Source organism: Acinetobacter sp. XH1741, from assembly GCF_041021895.1.
Lineage (GTDB): Bacteria > Pseudomonadota > Gammaproteobacteria > Pseudomonadales > Moraxellaceae > Acinetobacter.
Genome location: NZ_CP157428.1, coordinates 967,927 through 985,908, shown reverse-complemented (window position 1 = coordinate 985,908; position 17,982 = coordinate 967,927). Strand labels below are relative to the sequence as shown.

At 40.4% G+C, this 17,982-nt stretch carries 11 protein-coding genes; 6 read left to right on the top strand and 5 right to left on the bottom strand.

Annotated features, from left to right (window positions below):
* Positions 1-19: 19 nt before the first annotated feature.
* Together ptsP and katG are read left to right on the top strand one after the other, a co-directional pair.
* Positions 20-2,314, top strand: a complete 2,295-nt coding sequence (gene ptsP, locus ABLB96_RS04750) for a phosphoenolpyruvate--protein phosphotransferase (protein ID WP_348895680.1) — start codon at positions 20-22, stop codon at positions 2,312-2,314.
* 499 nt (positions 2,315-2,813) lie between these two features.
* On the top strand, positions 2,814-4,970 hold the full coding sequence (katG, locus tag ABLB96_RS04745; protein ID WP_348895681.1) for a catalase/peroxidase HPI: 2,157 nt from the start codon (positions 2,814-2,816) through the stop codon (positions 4,968-4,970).
* A gap of 66 nt (positions 4,971-5,036) precedes the next feature.
* Here the strand turns inward: katG and ABLB96_RS04740 are convergent, their stop codons facing one another.
* The gene (locus ABLB96_RS04740; protein WP_348895682.1) at positions 5,037-6,089 is read right to left on the bottom strand and encodes an MBL fold metallo-hydrolase; all 1,053 of its coding nucleotides are present in this window, start codon (positions 6,087-6,089) and stop codon (positions 5,037-5,039) included.
* A gap of 703 nt (positions 6,090-6,792) precedes the next feature.
* On the opposite strand from ABLB96_RS04740, the gene hcaR reads away from it, so the two are divergent.
* Positions 6,793-7,692, top strand: a complete 900-nt coding sequence (hcaR, locus tag ABLB96_RS04735; protein WP_348898560.1) for a DNA-binding transcriptional regulator HcaR — start codon at positions 6,793-6,795, stop codon at positions 7,690-7,692.
* A 253-nt stretch (positions 7,693-7,945) separates the two neighbouring features.
* Positions 7,946-8,623 carry a DUF1345 domain-containing protein gene (locus ABLB96_RS04730; protein ID WP_348896216.1) on the top strand — a complete coding sequence of 226 codons (678 nt, stop codon included), beginning with the start codon at positions 7,946-7,948 and terminating at the stop codon, positions 8,621-8,623.
* 57 nt (positions 8,624-8,680) lie between these two features.
* On the opposite strand, the gene ABLB96_RS04725 is transcribed toward ABLB96_RS04730, so the two are convergent.
* The 4 genes from ABLB96_RS04725 to ABLB96_RS04710 form a co-directional block, all read right to left on the bottom strand.
* Positions 8,681-9,286: a glutathione S-transferase family protein gene (locus ABLB96_RS04725; RefSeq protein WP_348896217.1), complete on the bottom strand. Its 606-nt coding sequence runs from the start codon at positions 9,284-9,286 to the stop codon at positions 8,681-8,683.
* 49 nt (positions 9,287-9,335) lie between these two features.
* A complete protein-coding gene (locus ABLB96_RS04720; protein ID WP_348896218.1) occupies positions 9,336-10,028 on the bottom strand; it encodes a YafY family protein in 693 nt (230 codons plus the stop codon).
* Positions 10,029-10,095: 67 nt separating this feature from the next.
* Positions 10,096-10,770, bottom strand: coding sequence for an HAD-IA family hydrolase (locus ABLB96_RS04715; RefSeq protein ID WP_348896219.1), 675 nt, complete (start codon positions 10,768-10,770; stop codon positions 10,096-10,098).
* Complete coding sequence (locus tag ABLB96_RS04710) at positions 10,767-11,699, bottom strand: RluA family pseudouridine synthase (RefSeq protein WP_348896220.1); 933 nt, start codon at positions 11,697-11,699, stop codon at positions 10,767-10,769. Before ABLB96_RS04710 ends, ABLB96_RS04715 begins: the two co-directional genes overlap by 4 nt.
* A gap of 722 nt (positions 11,700-12,421) precedes the next feature.
* Between ABLB96_RS04710 and ABLB96_RS04705 the strand changes: the two genes are divergently transcribed.
* On the top strand, positions 12,422-15,775 hold the full coding sequence (locus ABLB96_RS04705) for an Rne/Rng family ribonuclease (protein ID WP_348896221.1): 3,354 nt from the start codon (positions 12,422-12,424) through the stop codon (positions 15,773-15,775).
* Between the two features lie 191 nt (positions 15,776-15,966).
* Positions 15,967-17,808: a long-chain-acyl-CoA synthetase gene (locus ABLB96_RS04700; protein ID WP_348896222.1), complete on the top strand. Its 1,842-nt coding sequence runs from the start codon at positions 15,967-15,969 to the stop codon at positions 17,806-17,808.
* Positions 17,809-17,982: the final 174 nt, after the last annotated feature.

The following is a 17,982-nucleotide window of genomic DNA, read 5'->3' as shown; positions in this document are numbered from 1 at the left end:
AATACTGGAGTATACATCCATGTCAAACATGCAACTCGACACTCTAAGACGCATTGTCCAAGAGATTAATGCGTCCGTGAGTTTGCATGAATCGTTAGACATTATGGTCAATCAGGTTGCTGAGGCCATGAAAGTGGATGTTTGCTCTATTTACTTACTCGATGAGCGTAATCAACGTTATGTCTTGATGGCCTCCAAAGGCTTAAATCCGGAATCTGTTGGTCATGTTTCATTGCAGTTAGGTGAAGGCCTAGTTGGTCTGGTTGGGCAACGTGAAGAAATTGTTAACCTTGACAATGCGCCAAAGCATGAAAGGTTCTTGTATTTACCTGAAACAGGCGAAGAAATTTATAACTCCTTCCTCGGCGTACCGGTCATGTACCGTCGTAAGGTTATGGGGGTTTTAGTTGTCCAAAATAGACTTCCTCAAGATTTTAGCGAAGCAGCTGAATCCTTTTTAGTTACGCTCTGTGCGCAGCTTTCTGGCGTTATTGCGCATGCACATGCTGTTGGCAATATCGATGTATTTCGTAAGCCAAGTAATGGGCCAGCCTATAAAACCTTCCAAGGTGCATCAGGTGCAGGTGGCGTTGCTTTAGGTCGTGCTATTATTTTATATCCACCTGCCGATTTGGGTTCTGTACCTGACCGTGAAGCCGAAGATATTAGTCATGAACTTCGACTTCTAGATCAAGCTATTTCATCAGTTCGTTCAGAAATTCGTTCTTTAGATGAAAAAATGCATGATTCCTTAATGGCAGAAGAACGCGCTTTATTTAGTGTTTTCTTACGAATGCTGGATGAAAATGCATTACCTGCAGAAATTAAAGATCTGATTCGTGATGGGCATTGGGCACAAGGTGCGGTACGTCGTGTGATTGAAAAGCACACTGCCCTATTTGCACAAATGGAAGATGATTATCTGCGTGAGCGAGTTTCCGATCTTAAAGATTTAGGACGGCGTATTTTAGCCTCTTTGCAAGAAGAAGATTCAAGTCACCGCGAACTCAGCCCAGACAGTATTTTAATTGGTGAAGAAATCAGTACTGCCGCGCTGGTTGAATTACCAGTCGACAATATTGCAGCAATTGTCACATCAGAAGGTGCAGCCAATTCACATATGGTGATTGTGGCGCGCGCATTAGGTATTCCAACTGTCGTTGGTGTAACCGAACTGCCTGTAAATACGCTTGATGATGCAGAAATGATTGTTGATGCTTATCAGGGCCGTGTTTTTGTAAACCCTCCACGCCGTTTACGTCAGCGCTATAAAGAAATTCAAAAAGAAGATGAACAGATCGCCAAAGATCTCAAACAATATGAGACCAAAGAAGCGATTACTCCAGATGGAGTTTCTGTTCAACTTTTTGTTAATACCGGCCTTATGATTGATGTTGTTCGCGGCGTACAACGCGGTGCTCAAGGCGTGGGCCTATATCGAAGTGAAATTCCCTTCATGTTACGGGAGCGTTTCCCGGGTGAAGAAGAACAACGTGCTATCTATCGTCAACAGTTGAGCCACTTTGCCAATAAACCTGTGGTCATGCGAACTCTCGACATCGGTGCCGATAAAGACTTACCTTACTTCAGTATTGAAGAAGAAAACTCGGCGTTAGGATGGCGCGGTATCCGTTTCACACTCGATCATCCAGAAATTTTCTCGGCACAAATCCGCGCAATGCTCAAAGCAAGTATCGGCTTAAATAATTTACATATTTTGTTGCCTATGGTGACAACCGTAAGTGAAGTCGAAGAAGTACTTTATTTGCTTGAGCGTGACTGGATTGCAGTGCAAGAAGAAGAACAGGTTAAGATTACCAAACCAAAAATCGGGATTATGGTAGAGGTGCCAAGCGTACTGCTACAAATTGATGAGTTTGCTGAACTTGTCGATTTCTTCTCGGTTGGTTCAAATGACTTAACTCAGTACTTACTCGCGGTTGACCGTAATAACCCGCATGTGGCAAGTGTATATTCACACTTCCATCCATCGATTTTGCGTGCCTTAACCCGACTGGTAAAGGAATGCCATAAATACCAAAAACCAGTAAGCATTTGTGGTGAGATGGCAGGTGATCCATTATCAGCGATCTTGCTTATGGCAATGGGCTTTAACACCCTCTCAATGAGCTCAAGTAACATTTTGCGTGTACGCAAAGCGATTTGTCATGTACCAATGACAGATGCGCAGAAGCTACTCGATGATGTCATGAAAATGAATAACCCGCTGATTGTAAAAAGCTGGCTTGAGTACTACTTTAAAACGCATGGTTTAGCCGATATGGTTAAATCCAATCGCCTTGTAAACGTATAAACATTCAAAAAAGGAGAGCCCAAGGTTCTCCTTTTTTATTGGACTATTTTTTAAATTTTGATTTATCACGCATTCTTAAGTTTTCATTTAACCACAAAAATCGGTTTTACCTATTAATATAGCCAATTTAATCCATTTGAAAAATAAACAATCAGATTCTAGTATGTTTAAAGAACGAAATTTAAAGATATTTCGATGTTTCAATGATTAAGGAGCTCATGCCATGCATCATTCTTTGCAAAATTCGAACCATTTTCCCTCTTGTTTTTTAGCCTTCATGCAGTAAATTGAAGGAATAATAAACAAAGGAAACTCATGTATTGCTGAATAAAAATGATGAGCTGACATAACAGTGAAAAAATTTTAAACGGTTTATCTCACCATTTGTTCTCTCATTTCTTTATTCGCTACACATAATTTTTTTAACCCAGAAGTCCAGGAAAATGAGCGTTCGGTTCCATTAAAAGCTCAATAATTATTACCCAGAGAGAATATAACCATGTCAAATGAATCAAAATGTCCTTTTTCAGGTCATAACTCAAAACCGGAAGTAATAGTCGGTGGTGGCACGACTAATTTGCACTGGTGGCCAAAACAATTACGCGTTGACTTGCTCAATCAGCATTCGGAACGCTCTAATCCACTTGGTAAAGATTTTAATTACCGCGAAGAATTTAAAAAAATTGACTACTACGCACTCAAAGCTGATATCAAAAATGTATTAACCGATTCTCAAGATTGGTGGCCAGCCGATTGGGGAAATTACACAGGTTTATTTATTCGCTTAGCATGGCATGCTGCGGGTACCTATCGTATGGGTGATGGCCGTGGTGGTGCTGGTCGCGGTCAGCAACGTTTTGCGCCATTAAATAGTTGGCCTGACAATGCGAGCTTAGATAAAGCACGCCGTTTGCTATGGCCAGTTAAACAAAAATACGGTCAAAAAATATCGTGGGCAGATTTATTTATTCTTGCCGGTAACATTGCGCTTGAGTCTTCTGGCTTCCGTACATTTGGTTTTGGTGCGGGTCGTGAAGATGTATGGGAACCAGACAACGATGTAAACTGGGGCGATGAAAAAGAATGGTTAGCTCATCGTAACTCTGAAGCTTTGGCTGGCAGTAACCTTGCTGCAACCGAGATGGGTCTAATTTATGTGAACCCTGAAGGCCCAGAAGCTAGCGGTGACCCAAGATCAGCTGCACCATTTATTCGTGCGACTTTCGGCAACATGGCAATGGATGATGAAGAAATTGTTGCATTGATTGCAGGGGGGCATACTTTGGGTAAAACCCACGGTGCAGGCTCTGCCGACCATGTTCACGCTGATCCAGAAGGTTCGCCAATTGAACAGATGGGAATTGGTTGGGCAAGTAGCTTTGGTACAGGTGTTGGTAAAGATGCGATCACTTCAGGTTTAGAAGTCATTTGGTCACAAACGCCAACGCAATGGAGCAATTACTTCTTTGAAAACCTATTTAAATACGAATGGGTACAAGAACGCTCACCTGCTGGTGCAATTCAATGGGTAGCAGCAGATGCTGAAGCGATCATTCCTGATCCATTTGATCCATCAGTTAAACGCAAGCCAACGATGCTCACTACAGATTTGACCTTACGTTTTGATCCTGAGTTTGAAAAGATCTCTCGTCGCTTCCATAACGATCCACAAGCTTTCGCCAATGCGTTTGCCCGTGCATGGTTTAAGTTAACTCACCGTGATATGGGGCCAAAAGCCCGTTATTTAGGTCCGGAAGTTCCTGCTGAAGATTTAATTTGGCAAGATCCATTACCTGCTGCCAGTGCTATACCTTCTGCTGTCAGCATTGCTGATGCGAAAGCAAAAATTATTGCACTAGGATTATCTGCTGGCGAGTTGGTTTCTCTAGGTTGGGCCTCAGCGTCAACTTTCCGTGGTGGAGATAAGCGTGGTGGTGCAAACGGTGCACGTATTGCCTTAGCACCACAACGTGATTGGGAAGTAAACCAAAAAGCAGTTACGACTTTAAGTAAAATTGAAGAACTCAAAGCATCAACCCAATTGTCATTAGCTGATTTAATTGTATTGGCGGGTAACGTTGGTGTAGAACAAGCTGCTCAAGCGGCAGGTTTCAATATTAGCATTCCATTTGCGCCAGGTCGTGTAGATGCATTACAAAGTCAAACTGATATCGAAACTTTCCAATTACTGCTTGGCCTTGCTGACGGTTTCAGAAATTGGAAAAAACAGGGAGTCAACGCATCAACTGAGGCATTATTAATTGATAAAGCACAGCAGCTGACTTTAACTGCACCAGAGTTAACTGCATTAGTTGGTGGTTTACGCGTACTCGGTACCAACTGGGATGGTTCGCAACACGGCGTGTTCACTCATCAAGTTGGCGTACTCAGCACAGACTTCTTTACGAATTTACTTGATATGTCTACTGTATGGGCACCTGCTGATTCAACAAATGAAGTCTTTGAAGGTAAAGACCGCAAAACAGGTGTAGTGAAATTTACTGCAACACGTAATGATTTAGTTTTCGGTTCAAACTCGATCTTACGTGCATTGGCAGAAGTTTATGCTCAGGCAGATGGTAAGGAAAAATTTGTTAAAGACTTCGTTTCTGCATGGACCAAAGTCATGAATCTTGACCGTTTTGACTTAGCTTAATTTAAGTCAAAATAAAAAAGCCAGTTCACATTGAACTGGCTTTTTTAATATCAAACTAAACGAATGCTAGACCGTCAATTTATGCCCTTCCCGAATACAATAAAAAGGATTCGCAAGTTTTGAAGAAGCTTTAATAGCATGAGCTAACGCATGTTCTGGATCATCACGTCCTTCATCTGTTAACTGAAAAGTCCGATAGTGAATCGCCATAGAACGGTGAGCTTGTAAATCTAAATGGGCATGGACAGCATCTTGAGGATTCATATGAACATAGCTCATTAGTTTACGAGGCTCATAAGCTCCTATTGGAAGTAAGGCAACACGCGGTGCGCCATAACGTGCATGAATTTGTTTGAAATGTCCTGCATATCCTGTGTCACCAGCAAAAAAACAATGTCCTGTTTTTGCCAAAACAGAAAAGCCACCCCAAAGGGCTTTATTTTGATCGCGTAGACCTCGCCCCGAACCATGCTGAGCAGGTGTATAAACAATTCTTAACTCGTGATAAGGAATTTCTTGCCACCAGTCCATTTCAATCACATGGAACTCTTTAGGTAGATAAAACCCGTTACCAAGCCCTGTATAAATTGGCATCGCAAATTTCTTATGTAACCATTCAAGTGTTGCCAAATCCATATGATCGTAATGATTATGGCTCAGTAGCACCCCATGTATAGTGGGTAGTTGCTCTAACGCAAAACCAGCTGGACATACACGGCGCGGACCACGTCCTTGTAATGGACTCGCATAATCACACCACACCGGGTCTGTAATAAAGTTATAAGGTCCAATTTGAATGAGTACAGTAGCATGACCTACAAACCAAACTTGCCAATCATCTAAGTCGGCATGAGGGCGATTTTGTGGCAACGCAATTGGTGTATTAACACGTACTTCATATTCATTTTGAATATCCACATTCCACGTATAAGACTCACGAGTGACTAACCAACGTAATAGCTCTTTTGATCCTCGTGCAGGCGATCTAGGCTGCTGATTATAAAAACGAGTATCTTCCTCATGTCCTGATTCAGGATTACAAAAAGGCGGTTTTATCCATGTATGCGTCCAACAGGACTGAGTCGGCAATTGATACGTTAATGTCGGCTTGTCTTTCATGGGCTTATTCTATGGTTGTAGCATCAGGAGAATGAATCATTGTGTTTTCTATCTTAGCGATTTAAATAAATTAAGCTATGACACTTACACTTATTTATCATATAAATATCCCTTTTATTCTTGTCACCGACATACACCAATCTAAAGTGCCACAAAAAAATGTTTAGATATGTTGAGTTTGTGATTCGTTACTTACTATTCTTATTACAAGCTACTGTATAACATAACAATACTATAGAATAAGCCAAATAACTTAAGAAAACTGCTTTGAACCTAGATCACAACGTATTTTAAAACTGCTTAACTTTATCAACCTTTACTCATGTTAAGCACGGTTGCCCCTCTAACTCATAAATTTCAAGAAATGAAAAACGTAGTAATACATTTACCCAAAAAATACTCTCCACATATTTCTTGCTAAAAAAGCAGCATTTCAGTACATAGATTAATAATAGTTTTTTCATAATATGAGAAAACTTTAAATGTTTTTATAAAAGTATTTATAATTTCTTTCAATAATTTAAATTGTGAAGATTAACTAATATATTTTATAAATTAATAATTAAATAACTTTTCATATTAATTTAATAATGAATTATAAATTTTCATTTATTTTATAAATACCTAAAGCACCTTCACGTTATATAGTTTTATGCTTTATACTTTACTTAAATCATAGTAAGACATTTTTTGGATTAGTCTTATGGAATTACGCCATCTTCGATATTTTATTACTGTTGCTGAAGAATTAAATTTTAGTAAGGCCGCTCTCAAACTCTATACCGCTCAACCCTCCCTTAGCCAACAAATTAAAGATTTAGAAGAAGATGTCGGAGTACGGCTTTTAAACCGTACAAAAAGGAAAGTCGAGTTAACAGAAGAAGGTGAAGTATTTTTAGAGCATGCTCGTTTAACTCTTGCTCAAGCCGATAAAGCAGTGGCAATGGCACGCCAGGTCTCAAAGGCCAAACAACAGTTATTACGCATTGGTTTTGTCCCCATTGCAGAAATGAAAATTTTTCCTTATGTTCTTCCGAATCTGCGCTTACAACACCCTGACCTTACCATTGAATTATCAAGTTTAAACAATACAGAGCAACTCAAAGCCTTGAAAAGAGGTGAACTCGACATCACGTTCACACGTGACAACACCGAAACTGATGAAATTCAAAGCCAATTTGTTTTAACCGAACCTTTAATTTTCTTACTTCCAAGAAATCACCCTCTCGCTAAATACGAACGTATTCCCGTAAAAGCTTTAAATGGTATTGATTTTATTATTCCTGCTGTAGAGCAATCTAACACCCTACACAATACTATTTTAGAGTTCACTAAGACTCATGATATTGACTTCAATATTGTTCAAAAGGCCGATAGTATTTTACTCAATATTAACTCTACCGGTTCAGGGCTAGGTTGTACTATTTTGCCAGCCTATGTGGCCCCTTTAGGAGTTTCTAATACAGTTGTTCGTCCTTTAGATGTTGAATTACCGTCTCTAGATTTATTTGTCAATTATCGTAAAAATACACAATCTGTAGGTGTTAAAAGATTTATAGATCAATTGAATAAAGTATTTCATCTCGATAAAAATTTAGATTAAATATCATCAAATAAATTATCTTTATAATTAAATAATAAATGGTTTAGGAAGTATAAAATAAATGCGTTTAAAATTTATTTTATACTTTTATCAATTCATTAAATCACGTTAAGTTTTTATATTTCAGATAATCTAAAAAATTATTTTAAAAACAAAAAATATAATCTAAAGTATAAAACACATATAAAACTTAATGTTAAATTAACCAAACAGTAAAAAATATATTTACCATAGCATAAGGAGCGTTGAGTAAATGGTAGCACTATTACAGCATTTAGGTCGTAGCGTACGAAACCGCCCTCACTTCTTTATTGCTTTGTTTATCGGAGTTATTGCCGCAAGTTTACTAACAATGTATACCTCATGGAAATGGTCCACTATTTTGTTAGCGAGCTGGAATGGTTCTGTCAGTTTATATTTATTCAATATTTTTAAACTGATGAAAAATGCTGATCACTCACAAATGCAGCAACAAGCAAAAAAACAAGATGAAAGCAAATGGGTCATCATGCTTATTGTTTTACTTGCAATTTCGATGTGTCTGGTTGCTATTTTAGTACAGTTGTCTCAGCTTCCTTCTGAGCATTATGCAAAATTAGGACATGTTGCTTTAGCTTTACTCACTATTGTTTCAGCATGGCTTTTTATGCATACCGTTTTCGCATTGCACTATGCACATGACTTTTATATGGCTTTATCCAGAAATGAAGAGAACGGCGGACTAGAGTTCCCGGGAACCAAACGTCCCACTTATCCTGACTTCTTATATTTTAGCTATATTATTGGTACATCGGCACAAACAGCAGATGTATCGGTTACCACTAGACATATGCGTTTACTTAACTTATTTCATTTCGTATTGGCATTTGGTTTTAACACCACCATTTTAGCGATTTGTATTAACGTTGCTGCGAGCTTTATTAGCAACTAAAATTTTTTATATAGAAAACAAAAGCCACCCAAAAGGGTGGCTCGAAGCGGCATAAATTTACAACAATGAGCCCATACTGCTTTGTTTTAATCCTTCACGTTGTTTAATCGTTTCAACATAACGTGTGATTGCAGGGTGTGACTCAATCTTATTCATTTTTAATTGCCATAGCAGCATCGCACCTACACTTACATCTGCTGCGGTAAATTGTTCACCACATAAATAAGGCTTTGCTTCACTTACCCCCTGAACTAAGGCTTGGTAAACATCGTTGTAATCGCCATAGCCCACAAACATTTTTTGCTCAGGTGATACTTCTATTCCTAGAGCTTTATCAACACCAGCTGCTTCCCAAGGGCCAGCCATCATAAACAGCCAACGATAGTAAAGACCACGTTTTGGATCATCCAATGCAGGTGCTAAACCTTTATCACTATACTTATCCGCTAGATATGCACAAATTGCCCCTAACTCATAAATAACGACATCGCCGTCTACCAATACAGGTACTTTTCCAAAAGGATTAAGCTTTAAATATTCTGGTGATTTCATCTCGGTTCGGTATGCGACTTCAATCTGTTCACATTCAACACCAAGCTCGACTAACAGCCAGTCGATAACTACCCCACGCGATTCTTTGTTAGTATAAAGTTTAAGGCTCATTTTTATGGCTCCTTGTTTATCGTGGTTCCTAGTCTACAAATATCTTTTGTCAGTTTTTGTCAGTAGTCTGCGATTCTTGTGCCCACCACTTTTGAAACAGTTGTTGTTTAAATGATGGGTATAATTCTTGGGTTAAACTTAAATGTTGAATACGATCCATTCTAAAGTGTCGAAAGTCCTGTCTTAATTCACACCATGCCGCCAATACAATTTTGTCATTAAAATATCCCAAGGCAAAAGGCCATAAGATTCGAACACTACTTCGCTGTTGTTCATCATGATAATGCATCGAAATTTTGACTTGCTGCCGAATGGCTAAACGTATTTGTTCGACTCGCTTTTCATCCACAGGCAGCCATGTGTTAAACGCTCTTAGGGTTGTCTGCTGTAATAAATATTGGCGATGTTCAGGCAAGACAGAATTCAATTTAGCTAAAATCGATGTAGAAGCCGATTGTAAAGATTGATCGGGCACACTCTTCAACCAATATAACGCCAAAAAAATAGCTTCAACTTCATTTTCATTGAGCGTCATGGGGGGCAATACAATGTCTTCTTTAAGCTGAAAGCCTAAACCCGCCGATGCATCAATTCTCACACCTTGGGCACGTAGACTATCAATATCGCGGTAAATACTACGAACACTAATTCCCATACGCTCAGCCAAGACTTGGGCAGTAATTGGATAGCGTGCCTCACGAAGTTGCTGCAATAGATTTAATAAACGAATAGACCGGCTCATTTCTCTCTTCTTATTGTTTTCAAATTCAAAGAAGGGGGAATTATCCCCCTTCTTATATACTTCTAGATTAAGCTACATCTACAGTAGATAACTTCGTATATTCTCTTAAAAAGCTGTGTAGCTCAGGTACATCTTTTGCAATAGTTAAAGGCTGGAACTGTTGTAAAACTTCGATCGAATGCACACCATAGCCAACACCAATACGTGGCATACCTAAACGCTGGGCCATCTCAAGATCATAGCTACTATCACCGATCATTACTGCTCGCTCAACGCTTACTCCAGTGACAGCTAATATTTCTTGCAACATGAGCGGATCTGGTTTTGAACGGGTTTCATTGGCAGCTCGAGTAACATCAAACAAATGAGTACTCTGTGTTTTTGCAATCACTCGATCTAACCCACGGCGGTTTTTACCGGTTGCTACGGCAAGTTTTAAACCTTGAGATTTTAAATCATGTAATAGTTCAGCAACGCCATCGAACCATACATCACTTATCGAGTTCGTAATATAGTGATCGCCATATGCTTTTAAAATCGACTCATGTAGCTCAGGATGTTCAGGAAATAAGGTTTGCATTACTTCCGGCAGACCTAAACCAATAATACTTTTTGCAGCTTCATCAGTGAGCGTTAATTCATGCTGTTCTGCTGCATGCTGTAAGCTGGCAACAATCTGACCAACAGAATTATATAAAGTGCCATCCCAGTCAAAAATTACTAATTCGGTTTTCAGACTCATTTTGCTACTCTCAAAGCCTTTAACAACTGGGTCATATCTTCTGGTAAAGGCGCTTCAATTGGGGGATAACCCGGAATATCCAAACGCATTGCATGTAAACACAGACGACGCGCTTCAGGCCCTGCATATACCGTGTTGTGGCCATATTTATCATCCCCAACCAATGGATGTCCAATACTTAAACCATGTACACGAATTTGATGAGTACGCCCTGACAAAGGTGAAGCATGAACCAATGTGGCATTTTTAAAACGCTCTACGACCACCCATTCAGTTTTACTTGGCTTACCTTCTTTAGATACACGTACACGACGCTCACCATTTGGTAACTCGTAACGAAATAAAGGCGCATCAATGAGTTGTTTATCAAGGCTCACCTGACCTTTTACAATTGCTGCATAAGTCTTACGAATTTTGTGCTCGCGCAGCATATCTTGCAGCAACTTTAAAGTGCTACGTTTTTTGCTAATCATGACAAGACCAGAAGTGTCACGGTCAATGCGGTGAATGAGTTCTAAATATTTTTTACCTGTCGCTGCACGTAAAGCCTCGATCAAACCGTACGCAACACCGCTACCACCATGTACAGCAATACCAGATGGCTTATTTACAACTAACAGGCCTTCATCTTCATAGACTACGCGGCTTAATAAACTTTGAGCCACACCATCACTTACAGGAACAGCAGTTTCATCTTTTTGTTCATAGCGAATAGGCGCAACGCGAATCTGATCTCCAATTTCAAGCTTGGTCTCGGCTTTAATACGTTTTTTATTCACGCGAACCTGACCTTCACGAATCAAACGATAAATTCGACTCTTTGGCACACCCTTTAAACGCGAAAACAGGAAATTATCGATTCGTTGTCCTGCTTGATGCTCATCCACCTCAAACCAAGTGACACTTTGCCATTGCTGTGTAGAATTCATACTAATATTTAAACCTGAAATTTTACGAAATTTGATTAATAAATGACCGATTAGCTTAGTTTTTTCACAAGAAATCTAAGCTTAGCCCATAGGCAGATGCTGCAAGGTTTGATATAGTCAGCGCACGGATACCGCCGTAAGTGAACATCTAAAGGGAAATTTCCCTGATTGAAACCTCAATCAAAATGATGCTTTCATCACCAGCTCGGATTGGTCCTAAAGAATTATGCCGACGCCGAAGGCTTATTATATCGGCAAAATGACAAACTGTTGCGTTTAATTCAGTTTGTTCAAAAAAATATGTTACCAACTCTAGTTGGTTATGGAACGTAAACTGATACACATCAGACAAATCGCTCCTTAATGTTGCCTTCAGGCTAAAGCGTTGATGCATTGGAGCTGCCGAAAGCACCGATACGATGAGCATTCCGTATCAAACTTCCAATAAAGAAGTCACTTTGCGGCCAATGACAGTGAAAGTCATTAACCAATGCACCGCTCACCCGCCAGTGAAGCAAAAAGGAATTCCGATTTAAAGGTTGAAGCAGTATTGCCTACATCACAGACGAGAATCGAAGCTAAGGCTAAATGTAGCCGGTAACAGATGACTCAGACCACAAGTATTTTGAGATCTGGGAAATGATCCGTCATGTTCGATGTTCGTTCAGAACCTTTAAGTTTGTTTGGTTTGTTTGTGTGAGTCACTATTAGGTGTCACACCCATGAAACGTATGTTGATTAATGCAACTCACGCCGAAGAAGTTCGCGTTGCACTTATCACTGGTAATCGTCTTTACGATTTTGATTTAGAAAATCGTACCCGAGAACAGAAAAAATCCAATATCTATAAAGGCCATGTCACCCGCGTAGAACCTTCTTTAGAAGCTGTTTTTGTTGAATACGGCGCAGGTCGTCAAGGCTTCTTGTCTATGCGTGAAATTGCGAATAGCTATTTCCAAGCAGACCCACGTCAGACTTCAAACATTCGTGAACTTATCACTGAAGGTACTGAGCTTTTAGTTCAGGTTGAAAAAGAAGAGCGTGGCAATAAAGGTGCAGCACTCTCTACTTTTATTTCTCTTGCAGGTCGCTATTTAGTTCTCATGCCAAACAACCCGAAAGGTGGTGGTATTAGCCGTCAAATTTCAGGTTCAGTACGTGAAGAGTTAAAAGAAATTTTAGCGTCTTTAAATGTACCTCGCGGCATGAGCGTGATTGTACGTACCGCTGGTATTGGCCGCACGCAAGAAGAATTACAGCTCGATTTACAACACTTGCTTGACCTTTGGACACAAATTCAAAGTACAGCAAGCTCAGGTCCTTCTCCGATGCTTGTTCATCAAGAAGCTGGCGTTGTAACACGTGCGATTCGTGATTACTTACGTGATGACGTTGCGGAAATCTTAATTGATAGCGAACAGGCTTATAACGAAGCATATAACTTTGTTAAAGCAGTCATGCCACGTCAATTAGACAAATTAAAAACTTATACTTTAAACGAGCCGTTGTTTGCTCATTTTGGTATTGAGAGCCAAATTCAAACTGCTTATGAGCGTGAAGTAAAACTTCCTTCTGGTGGTTCAATCGTAATTGACCAGACTGAAGCTTTAGTTTCAATCGACATCAACTCTGCGAAATCAACTCGCGGACATGATGTTGAAGAAACTGCGCTTAATACCAACTTAGAAGCAGCAGAAGAAATTGCTCGCCAACTTCGTCTTCGTGACATTGGTGGTCTAGTTGTAATCGACTTCATCGATATGACTAAAGAACGCAACCAACGTATGGTTGAAGCAAAACTTCGTGAAGCAACACAAAGCGATCGTGCCCGTATCCAGTTCGGTCAATTGTCTCGTTTTGGTTTAATGGAAATGAGCCGTCAGCGCTTACGTCCATCGCTTGAAGAAGCAACAGGTTATGTGTGCCCTCGCTGTCATGGTACAGGTATGGTTCGCGACCTACGTTCGCTTTCTCTTTCAATCATGCGTAAAGTGGAAGAAATTGCACTTCGTGAACGTCATGGTGAAGTTCAAGTTGAGGTTCCTGTTGAAATTGCAGCATTCTTGCTCAATGAAAAACGCCATAGTCTGGTGTATTTAGAACAGACTTCTGGTGTACGTGTGACTGTATTACCTCATCCACACTTAGAAACTCCACATTACGAAATCGCTTATAACCCAGATGGCTTTGCACCATCTAGCTATGAACGTACTGAAGCAACTCGTTCTAGTGAAAAAGAGTTAGGTTATGAGTCTTCTGAATGGCATTTAGAAGAAGCAGATCATGGGCATGCACATGCAGCAGCTCCAGCTTCAAATAATGCCCCTGCTCAGAAAAAAGCAAGCCATGCAAATCAACCAGTAGCACAACAGCCTTCTGCTCAAAAATCGGCAAGCCCTTGTGCATGGTTAGAAAATTTATTTGTTCAAAAACAAGCGCAAACAGTTGATCAATCTCGTTCAGCACAAAATGCAGCTGCTGCAATTGAGCAAATGATCAATACCGGCGCAGTAAGTCGTGGTCAGTTTGGACAAGTTGTAGCGCCAGCAGTTGCTGAAGTTGCACCAGTTCAAACAAACAATGCTTACATTTCACAATCACCTGTGAAACAAGAAGTTCGTGAACATGTTGAAAAAGATGATAAATCTCAACAACAACGTCAGAACAACAAAAAGCGTAAGCATAAAGAGCAACGTGAACAACATCACCAACCACATGAACAACAACAGCATCAGCACCAAGTTCATGAAGAAGTGGTTCAATTGTCACGCCAAGAGCAACGTGAGTTAAAACGTCAGCAAAAACGTCAACAACAGCAAGATCAGCAACATCAAAATAATGATGTACAACAACCTGAAAACGCTGTGCCACGTCGTGATCGTAACAATCAACAACGTCCAAACCGTCCAAATCGCCACCGCGATCCAAGCGTATTAAATGAAAATCAAAATACGCCGGCACCAGTTGTTGTTGATGAGAAACAAATTAAAGTTGATGTGATCGATGCACCTAAGCATGACGTCATGAACACAGCTTTAATTATCAATGTTGATCAAGGACAAAGCGAAATTGTTGCGCTAACAGGTGAAAAGCAAGTTGAACGTGTTGAAGCTGCACCTGCTGAAGTCGCTCAAGAGCCAACTCCTGCACCTGTTGTAGAAGAGAAAGCTGTTGCTGCTGAAGTTAAAGAAGTTGTTCAGCCAACTGAAGAGGCTACTCAGCCACAACAAATCCAACGTGCTAGCAATGACCCTCGTATGCGTCGTCGCCAGCAACGTGGGGCTAAACAAGCTAAAGCTGCGGCTCCTTCTGTTACGCCATCGCAAATTCCGACTTTGGCACAATACACGATTGGTAGCTTGATTCGTCACGTTTATGGCGAAGACTGCACGGTACTAATTGAACAATTTGGTTTAGTACCAACGTTTAATCGTGCATTGCAGAAGTTTGCAGAGCAGTACGCTAGTACTTTGGTGGTTGAAGTAACTTCTGAAACAGAAGAGAAAAAACCGGTAACTCGTGATGCAGAACTTCCAAGCCGTAAACCAGCTGAAGAAGCAGAACCAGCACCCGTACTTCCACTTACTCCATCGCAAGCTCCAACTCCACGTGTTGCAAATGATCCGCGTGAGCGCCGTCGTTTGGCAAAACTAGCTGCGGAACAAGCTTTTGAGCAAGTGAAACAACAACATTCTGCTCCTGCGGAAGAAGTTACTCCTGCTGCTCCTGTAGCTGAAGAAACTGTTGCTGAGCCTACTGAAACTCAAGCTCCTGTTGCACCAGAACAGCAACCGCTTGAACTTAATCAGTCAACTGAAGCAACACAACCTGAAGCGTCTCCAGAACCTGTAGAAGAAAAAACTACAGAAACTGTAGCTCAAGCTCCTGTAGCAAAGGCACCTGCTCCATCAAAAGCTGCAAATAAAGCAAAAGCAGCAGTTGAAGATACAGCAGCACCGGTTGAAGCAACCGCTGAGGCCGAGTCAGAAGACGCAAAAGCTGACAAGGATAAACCGAGTCGCCCTCGTCGCCCTCGTGGTCGTCCACCTAAAAAAGCCAATCCTGTAGCTGAGTAAGCAATTTGCTCAATTGCAGCTAATTTAAACAAACCTAGTCATTTCGATGACTAGGTTTTTTTTGTTATTTTTAACCAATTAGGTTGATTGCACTAGAAGAAAAGTTTTAAAAGCATGATGAACCATGCAAACTAATGGACTTTTGCCCACACAACCTTTTTTGGATTGATCGAAAAATAAATAGGATTGATATGAGCCAGACAACACAGACCGATATCATTACGCTTGGTGATGTTGCCACAAGACTTCCTAGCTTCATTCCCAAAGTACCCCATATCCTAAATGGTCTTAAACAGGCTTATTTAAGAACATCACATACTCCAACGGGGTTGGGTATTGCTTTTGAAAAAGCTGTTAAAAGAAATCCGAAAGGCACTGCCTTATTATTTGAAGATCAAAGTTACTCTTATGAAGCTTTAAATGAATGGGCTAACCAGATTTCCCATTATTATCTTTCTCTCGGAGCGCGTAAGGGGGATGTCATTGCTGTAATGATTGAAAACCGCTCTGAGCTAATCGCAACAATTGTTGGTCTAGCCAAAATTGGTGTCACGATTGCACTTGTGAATACATCTCAAGTGGGTAAAGTTCTCGCTCATAGCATCAATTTAGTAAAACCAATTGCCGTCATCGCGGGCGAAGAAGTTAGAACTGCTATTGATGAAATTCGTCAAGATTTAAATGTTCCTAAAGACCGTTTTCATTGGTTCGCAGATCAAGCTACACGTCAAAAATCGGGTACAGCGCCTCAAGGTTATGCAAATCTGGCTGACCAAATTGATCAATTCCCCAAATTTAACCCATCGACGACTCGCTCTGTCACTGGGAATGATGGTTTGTTCTATATCTACACATCAGGTACAACCGGTTTACCAAAGGCTGTTATTTTCAAGCATAGTCGCTGGACACTCGCATACGGCACTTATGGTCATATCTTAAATTTGGGACCGGATGATGTTATGTATGTGACCCTACCGCTTTACCACGCAACAGGTGTGGTGGTTTGCTGGTGTGGTGTCATTGCTGGAAGTGCGACACTTGCGATTCGACGTAAATATTCGACCAGTGCATTCTGGAAAGATGTTCAAAAATTTAATGCTTCTGCGATTGGTTATGTCGGGGAACTTTGTCGTTACCTAATGGATGCTCCTGTTACCGAGCTTGACCGCAATCACCGTGTTACCAAAATGATTGGTAACGGTATGCGTCCAAATATTTGGGACAAGTTCAAACAACGTTTCGGTGTTAAAGAAGTCCTTGAGCTTTATGCATCAAGTGAAGGTAACGTTGGATTTAGCAATATTTTCAACTTTGACAACACGGTTGGCTTCTCTCCTACTCCATATGCCATCGTTCAATTTGATAAAGAGAAAAACGAACCAATACGCGATAAAAATGGCTGGTGTCAAAAAGTAAAAGCAGGTGAAGTTGGTCTGTTAGTTGGAAAAATTACTAGCCGCTCTCCATTTGATGGCTATACCGACCCTGAAAAGAACAAATCAGTGATCTGGAAAGATGTTTTCAAAAAAGGCGACTCTTATTTCAACACAGGTGATTTAGTCCGTGATATCGGTTTCCGTCATGCTCAGTTTGTTGACCGCTTAGGCGATACCTTCCGCTGGAAAGGTGAAAACGTATCCACTACCGAAGTGGAAAACATGGTGTGTGAATATGAAAAAATTGCTGAAGCTGTCGTTTATGGTGTAGAAATTCCAAATACCAACGGCCGTGCTGGTATGGCAGCCATCACACTGGCCGATAACGAAGAGTTAAATGATGCAGATTTAACCGAAATGGTCACTGTATTTAAGAAATGTTTACCTGCTTATGCTGTACCTGTGTTTTTGCGTGTGCAAAAAAAGGTCGAAACAACAGGTACATTTAAATATCAGAAGAATAAATTGAAGGAAGATGCGTTTAATCCGAACAAAACTTCTGAACGTTTACTCGCTTTATTGCCTGGTGCAAACAGTTATTGCGACATCACGACTGAAATTTTTGACAACATTCAGGCATATAAATACCGTTTTTAGTTTATTTTTTAGCTAAACAAGAGGAAATCGTGCTTTTTATAGGCAATCATGCAAATGTTTTGAAATTTCCTCTTGTGTTAGTTGAATAACTTGCTAAAATACGCGACATCAAAACGATACAGTGTTTAGAAGTATTACTTCTCTCTGAGTCAGTTCGAGTTTGAATGCTAAAGA